This window comes from Pseudomonas sp. TR47 (assembly GCF_044143025.1).
Classification (GTDB): Bacteria; Pseudomonadota; Gammaproteobacteria; order Pseudomonadales; family Pseudomonadaceae; genus Aquipseudomonas; species Aquipseudomonas putida_E.
On sequence record NZ_JBHFCS010000046.1, the window covers coordinates 1 to 6,768 of the forward strand.

Consider the following 6,768-nt stretch of genomic DNA (forward strand, 5'->3'; position numbering starts at 1 on the left):
GCTGGAGAAGGCCTGAATACTGTCATCTGGTCATTACCCGGAAGGCTAGCATTTAATCGTCCTTCCGCGATCAGCTCACAACGCTAGTCACCAGGCCATCAAAATACCATCATCCAATCCATGCGATTGACTACAAAGCAATAATCCTTTTAGCAGGAATACAAGGGTGAGTTGATGACCGCAGAAAGCCCAATGGAATTTTATCGTTTTCGCCCCATCCATCGCCTGCTCGGAGAGCAGGGCACAACTGAGGTAGTGGGGGATGATGGCTCATGTGTCGAACCCGCTAAACCGGCCAAGATCGGCGAATTGGCCTCTCAATCACCCAATATGATAGCCGGGATCAGAAAATCCTGATTCAGTAGTTATCGTTCAAATTCAAAGTGAAAGCGGCATGAATATCGATCCTGCATATTTTCAAGCTCTGCGTCAAAAACTTATTTGTGGTGAAATAACGGCGGTCACTTTTGACACGCAGGCTTTTGATCGTAATGGGAGGACCTTCAGGGGAGGACTGATAGGTCATTTGAGTCAGCTAAAAAATTCGAACATCAAGCTGGTGATCACTGAGTTGGTGCGCGATGAAGCCGAAAAGCACATGTTGGACATGCACCGAGCAAAGAGCAAAAAGGTCGATGATGCCTTTGCACTTGTGAGTCAATACTTGAGTGTCGATCTGCGCGATGAGTTGTGCGAAGAGCTCGACGAACGACCTAATCCAGAGCAAATAATTTTCCATGAATTTAATGATTTTTACCTGGCGACCGATGCTGAAGTAATTTCTTACGAGGAAGTGTCGGCGCGAAAACTGTACGAGCTATATTTTAACAATGAACCTCCGTTTCACAGGAGCAATGATAAAAAGTTCGAATTCCCCGATGCTGCAGCACTTCTGTGCCTAGAGGCATACGCCTCACACAATGGTATTCTAGTAGTGTCAGAGGATAAGGATTGGATCGCTTTTTGTCATGCATCTAAAAGCAAGAAACTTCATTGCGTTCCGGATTTACCTACCGCGCTAGCATTGATAAATTCGGTAGAGGACGATATCAAGGGAATTTCGAGTCAGCGATTCATGAGGCTCCAAGAGTTTAATGACAGCGGAGGGCTTCCGTCTGCGGTTGGTGATAAAATTATTAGTGGGCTAGAAGATTGTCTCTTGTTTACTGCTAGGACAAGTTATTTCTACAATGCCCGATGCGCAGATATTGATGTCGTCTCGATAAAACATGATGAAGGAAAGCAATTTTCGATTATCCGGGACGACGCAAACCAAACGATTTGGGTGCTTGGGTTGGATGTTGAGTGTCGCATCAAGGTAGATGTAACATTTTCTGATGCTGACGAGAGCTTTATTGGCAGCAGCCAATACGAACAACTCCTACTTGTACCAAACATGGCTATTATAAAAATATCCAACGACAATATCAGTGTTGAAACCGCCTTCGATAAAAAAACCACTCTGGATCTGGGAGCAATAGCACCCAATGAGCATTTCGTGGGAGAGCCGTGTTAGCGGTTCCCGGGATAAATATCTGCCGGCTACCACCGGCAGCTCCGGGTCGATAGCAGACGCTCATAGGGCGTCAATATCGACTCTCGGTGAACTGAGCCAGATGAGAAAGGCTTTAGAGCTAATTTCAACGAGCCATTAAAATCGGGGGGCGATTCAGTAATCCCGCGTTGAAGCACCCCGCCCTGGTGTCGTAGAGCCTTCGTGACGGAGTTGTGCCACCAGCACAATTGACGCGCTGACGCTAAAAATTTTTGCTGACCTTTCAGTCGCATTGCCCATCCACCTACACCCTTATACCCTAGGTTCTCGCAGAATCGAGGTGGATACAGATGATTACAGAAATTCCGACCAGCGATGAATTCGCATCGGCAGCCTACGCGCAGTTCGACTTTGCCTGGGATATCGTCATTTCGTTTATGACAGCATTGGATGAAGCAGGTCAGTACGTCGAAGTGGAAAAAGACGACCAGGAGCAGTTTTGGGAAGCCGCCCGGCAGCGAGTTCTTACTTCACTCATCATTGCGCAACAAGGTGTCGAACTCGCGATCAAAGGGAGGCTCGTAGCCTTCAGCCCATACTTGCTACTCGGATCTCCATCGGATTGGCCTAAGGACAAAACCGGAAAGGGGATCGAGTTCTCAGAGTTTAAGACCATCGATGCTCAGGATTTAATTAAAGCTTATAACATGGTGAGCCCTAAACCGTTCGACACGAAATTCGTGGAGCTATTCGAGAGGGTGCGGAGGGTTCGAAACTCAGCCATGCATTCAGTGAATGCGAAGCTTCGAATTTCACCAAAAGAAGTCATTTTGATCATTCTTGAAGCACACGAGCACCTCTTTCCTGATCAAAGCTGGGTAATGGCTCGAAAAGAGTTCCTATTCTCAGCTCCAGAGGCTCAGGTTTATTACGACAACGAGCACATGGATGGAGTACTGGTCCGAGAGTTCTTGGCAGTCTTCAACCTGCTTTCCAAATCTGAGCGCGAGCGATACTTCAGGGTTGCTAATATTCGCAAGTATATTTGCCCGGTCTGTAGATGCCAGTCTGTAAAGTTCGACGGTCCCGTACCACACTATGCTGTGCTAGAACCCAATAAGCCTACGTCCAATACTCTGTGGTGCTTCGTCTGTAACGACACGCACTTAGTAAACCGGGTGCATTGTTCTGATGAAGGTTGTAAGGGCAACGTAATCAGCGAAGAATACGGTTGTTGCTGTACCTGTGGTGAGGAGCAATAATAGAATCTATGGGCTAGGTTGGTGTGTTTTCGGTAGTTAAGACTCCACGACTCGCCTCAACCCCGTAATGTTAAGGCTGGCCGTAGACATTCGTCGCCCGCAGGGGCGCATAAGTGGCAACCACGCAATACCTAGCAAGCAAAGCCAACGCTAAGATATGGCCTTATCGTTGGCCCTCGTGCCATCGGTGACGGCCATTGGCCATTCACTATCTCTCGCTGCATACAGCTCCGGGCCGCTAGCGGTCACTCACGACCGGCTGCTTTCGACCCAATGCAGCCCCTCGTATAGAGCTGCTTGCGGCCAGGAGCGGTCAGTCACACCGTGAAAAATAAATGCATCCCCCTTTTTATTGCAATTAGTCGCCTGACAGGGCTTTTTTTGCTTGCGATTGAAGAATTTTTAGCTCATCAGCGGAAATGGTCATTTTTACTTTATCGGAGAAAGACAAGCTTACTATGAACTCATTATTGAGCTGCTGTACTGCTTTGCTTTTTTTCTCATGTAGCGACAGCTCAAAAATTTCTTTTTTACTTACAAAGCCTGACATCCCGAAAATATTGACTTGAGAGAAGTAGCCATCATTAAATGCAAAAACCTTGCCAATAGCCAAAGGCCTATAGTGAGCTTTGATAGCATTGTCATCAGCCCCGTGAGCGGACAAGTTTCTTAAGTTTTTAACTATTTTGATCGTCGTAGGATCTGCGAATACTTTTTTTAGCTTGGTCTTTAAATTACTGACTGATTGAATCTCGCTCACCCTGGTTTTTTCTCCAAGATGAAAAACCTCAAGTAATGCAGGAAACTCATTTTCACCGCTTCGGTATACCAGAAGCTGTACACTTTTCGTAGGATTGCTTGCGGGAAATAAATAGAAGGATGCAGTATTTCCTAATGGGGTTTGGTCAATATCTACTCTTGCACCTAACAATCTGTTAGTTCGCGCAGAAATCCCTAAGGCTTGCGCCTCTAAAAGTTCGTGAGCTGACTCTAAGTAAGAGTCATTATCTGTATTGGGGCTTAAAATATCCAGCGGCCACAGATTTTCCATTGGCTAAATCCTTAAATAGACAGAGAAATCGTGAGGGGAAGGTGGTCGGAAATTTGTTTCCGGATTACCCCTTTTTCAGATAGCAAGCTAATCGAGCCAACTTTGGTGTGAATATGTGGGATGCCTGTAGTAAGTTTTTTTGCAAATGCTGGGCGAATTATCACTTGATCTATCAAATGCCATCTCACAGAGTCTGTTTTATTTGGCCAATAGAAGGTTCCTGGTTGTTTGGATTTTGACCAATTGCCAAGTAGCTCCCACATAGGGTTATAAAAATATGAGTGGGTTACCCCATCTATAATCCTTGGTTTGGATGCTGCATGTTTGCATGGTGCCGCATGAAGCCCAAGAGGTATAACCATTCCTTCGTCGTAGGGCCGCATATTGAAATCACCAATGACCAGACTGTCGCCGCTAGCCTCTTGAGCTTCATGCTTTTCTATTGCGATTCGTAACCCTGCGGCTGTTTGAATAGAATGTGACGTTGCATTGCCTGCCCCTAGCGGGGATGCGAGATGGACAAAAAATAACTGATAAGCCAAAGGTTGGTGTTCATTCATACGGGTAACGATGAACGCTGCGCCTCCACCTGCTTCCGACCCGTCTCGGATCGATGCCCTATTGATGGTGCCGAGAAGAACGAACCTATCTGAGCTTGGGCGATGAACCCACCAGTTCCTTTTCGGATCTTCTGAATGTAAAGAATCAAGTAGCGCAGAGGTATCGATACTGCCGGGCTCAGCCAAGCAGATTATCGCCTCACCGTTTTCGCCAGATAAAGTTGTATCGTTCGCAACTTGCATCGCAAGCTGGACGACAGGATCAGGCCCACCCGCGCCTTTACGAATATTCCAGAATGTCACTGAGTGCATAAAGTCAATTACTTTCCTGTTATCGACGAGCTTGATGGAAAGCGAAATAAGGGGCACATTTTATCCGAATGCACCTTGGTGCGCTCACCAAGCGATGTAGATCATCTCCAGATGTCACGCCTAGCTTAAATATCAAGCGCGAGTACTTGAGCAGGATTCACCGAATAGACATAGCTTCTAATGCCTTCTTTTTGCTTTCCGTTTTTGGGTTTTTTGTACGTTGCCCTCAGAATTTGAAACCGGGCAACATCAATGGAAGTTGAAAACTCATCAAGATTGATATTGAACGCCGTAATATTCTGAGAGGGGCCTTCCAGCTTTTGTTCATTAAGCGTTAGGCCTGACTTTTTGCAGCTTTCCGTTATCTGGTGGAGCGCCTGTTCTGCCGCTTGCAAGGTCTGAGTTGATATGATTATATCATCTACATAGACACTGACTCTTGTGCCTGGGCTTCGATGCAATTTATCCATCATCTTGCCTAGGGTGCTTTTATGAAGGCAAAGTGATGCGACTATAGTAGACTGAACGAAACCAAATGGTAGAGCAAAGGTCTGTCCAAATTCGGCAGGGATAGATACGGTGGACTCCATTGCAATTGCGCGAGCCATCTTATAGCCAAAGTATGGCTTTAGCTCGCGAGTAATCCTGCTTCGATTTATGTTGTTAAAGAATTTTTTTAGATCAGCATGTATAAAATACTTCCCTACTACGTGAGACCTTATAGACTCTACATGGCCACCGCCTCTTAAATGATAGTAATTTAGAGGGGGCCGCCACTTCAGCTGAATTTGTTTCTTGAGCTCTTTGCCTTTTGCTATCGTTTCGAGCGTCGGTACATAAACCCATACATCTGATTTCAGACGAAATCTACTCAGCCACTTATGAGTATTTTGCATCGAACGAGCGCTCGGAATAGTTAAAAGCCACGCTCAATAGCGGCAGAGTTGCTTCCACAAGCTTCAGAATGGCTGTAACCATCAAGACAACTTTGGTAGCCAACTCATATACGCGTTTGAGTTTGGTCGTAATCAAATTTCTTCATGATTACTTACTCATCGTAAATCCTGGCTGACCGAGCGCAAGCGCATGGCTTTATAACCAACGAGGAGAACCCATGGCCCATGACGAGCAGCTAGGGGTATCCCAGAGATCACTGAGTGACGCGATGAGGGACACGCTGACAGGCAGCCTGTCGCCAGGATGACTGGATCCTATCATCTAGTCGAAACCGCATGCAATTGGGACTTTAAGATCTAAACACACCTCTGGTCATATGCCCTTAGCGCAAGCACGACACGACAAGACATGACTTGAGCATTCCCACGTCCTTGCCTAGCACGCGCTAAGCGAAATCTTCGACTAGGCTACCCTTTCGGCGCAATCACTGACCGTCCGTAAATGGCCGATTGCTGCCCCGAACGAAGGGCAGCTATGGGTCGACTGCAGCCGTTCGCGACTGACTGCTATCGGCCCAAAGCGGCCCTTCGCAGTAGCCGAAAATCGGCGAACAGAGAACGATCTCACATTCAGTGGAAGACTGTCTTAGGACTTGATAGTCTCTGCGAAACTGAGGTCCTATTCACTTCCAGACTCCGAGATCCAAGCGCAGTAGATTTCGCTCTTGCTGAAAATGAAAACGTGGGAGAAATTGCCCAACGATGCCTCAAAATCACGAAGCACTGCTTCGTAATCTGATTTTTTATCAATCTGTGGCGGTTGTATTCCAAAAGAAAACTGACGAAATCGGTCTTCGTCGGTATAAACAAGTAAAGCGGTCTTTTCTGGATAGGCAATTTTTGCTTTTTTCTTTAGAATTTTTTTTAGCTGCTCAATCTTTCTGTCATGCTTCTCCTGGTCTGTCTCGCTGACCATAATTGCAACACCAGGATTCCTCGAAAGCTCTTTAAGTTGATCAGCATCTTCTTTGCCCTGAAGCGTAGTGACTTCGAGATAGCGTATATCCGACTGATTTGATCCCTCTCCTGTGTATTTAACTGTTGCGTCGTGCTGCTGATTACCGTCGATCCACTGGATGACAACATTCTTTGGAGATGTGAAGTAGAGATTCGCGAAGTGAGCGATGGGATA

At 46.4% G+C, this 6,768-nt stretch carries 6 protein-coding genes; 2 read left to right on the forward strand and 4 right to left on the reverse strand.

Features of this window, described 5'->3' with window-relative positions:
- The first annotated feature begins 394 nt into the window (after nt 1–394).
- Together ACEWE8_RS25665 and ACEWE8_RS25670 are read left to right on the forward strand one after the other, a co-directional pair.
- A complete protein-coding gene (locus ACEWE8_RS25665) occupies nt 395–1,516 on the forward strand; it encodes a PIN domain-containing protein (RefSeq protein ID WP_046787325.1) in 1,122 nt (373 codons plus the stop codon).
- Nucleotides 1,517–1,845: 329 nt separating this feature from the next.
- Complete coding sequence (locus tag ACEWE8_RS25670; protein ID WP_046787326.1) at nt 1,846–2,757, forward strand: hypothetical protein; 912 nt, start codon at nt 1,846–1,848, stop codon at nt 2,755–2,757.
- Nucleotides 2,758–3,115: 358 nt separating this feature from the next.
- On the opposite strand, the gene ACEWE8_RS25675 is transcribed toward ACEWE8_RS25670, so the two are convergent.
- The 4 genes from ACEWE8_RS25675 to ACEWE8_RS25690 all read right to left on the reverse strand — a co-directional run.
- Nucleotides 3,116–3,808: a hypothetical protein gene (locus ACEWE8_RS25675; protein WP_395589430.1), complete on the reverse strand. Its 693-nt coding sequence runs from the start codon at nt 3,806–3,808 to the stop codon at nt 3,116–3,118.
- Nucleotides 3,809–3,819: 11 nt separating this feature from the next.
- Nucleotides 3,820–4,737 (reverse strand): endonuclease/exonuclease/phosphatase family protein, encoded by a 918-nt coding sequence (locus ACEWE8_RS25680; RefSeq protein WP_144415493.1) that lies wholly within the window; start codon nt 4,735–4,737, stop codon nt 3,820–3,822.
- A gap of 68 nt (nt 4,738–4,805) precedes the next feature.
- Nucleotides 4,806–5,576, reverse strand: coding sequence for a reverse transcriptase domain-containing protein (locus tag ACEWE8_RS25685; RefSeq protein WP_046787328.1), 771 nt, complete (start codon nt 5,574–5,576; stop codon nt 4,806–4,808).
- 679 nt (nt 5,577–6,255) lie between these two features.
- Nucleotides 6,256–6,768: hypothetical protein (locus ACEWE8_RS25690; RefSeq protein ID WP_395589431.1), on the reverse strand; the 513-nt coding region annotated here is incomplete at its 5' end.

What these genes read in the sequence shown, in the direction of transcription:
- ACEWE8_RS25675 (WP_395589430.1), bottom strand. Translation starts at nt 3,808, where the DNA reads ATGGAAAATCTGTGGCCGCTGGATATTTTAAGCCCCAATACAGATAAT.
- ACEWE8_RS25670 (WP_046787326.1), top strand. Translation starts at nt 1,846, where the DNA reads ATGATTACAGAAATTCCGACCAGCGATGAATTCGCATCGGCAGCCTAC.
- ACEWE8_RS25685 (WP_046787328.1), bottom strand. Translation starts at nt 5,576, where the DNA reads ATGCAAAATACTCATAAGTGGCTGAGTAGATTTCGTCTGAAATCAGAT.
- ACEWE8_RS25665 (WP_046787325.1), top strand. Translation starts at nt 395, where the DNA reads ATGAATATCGATCCTGCATATTTTCAAGCTCTGCGTCAAAAACTTATT.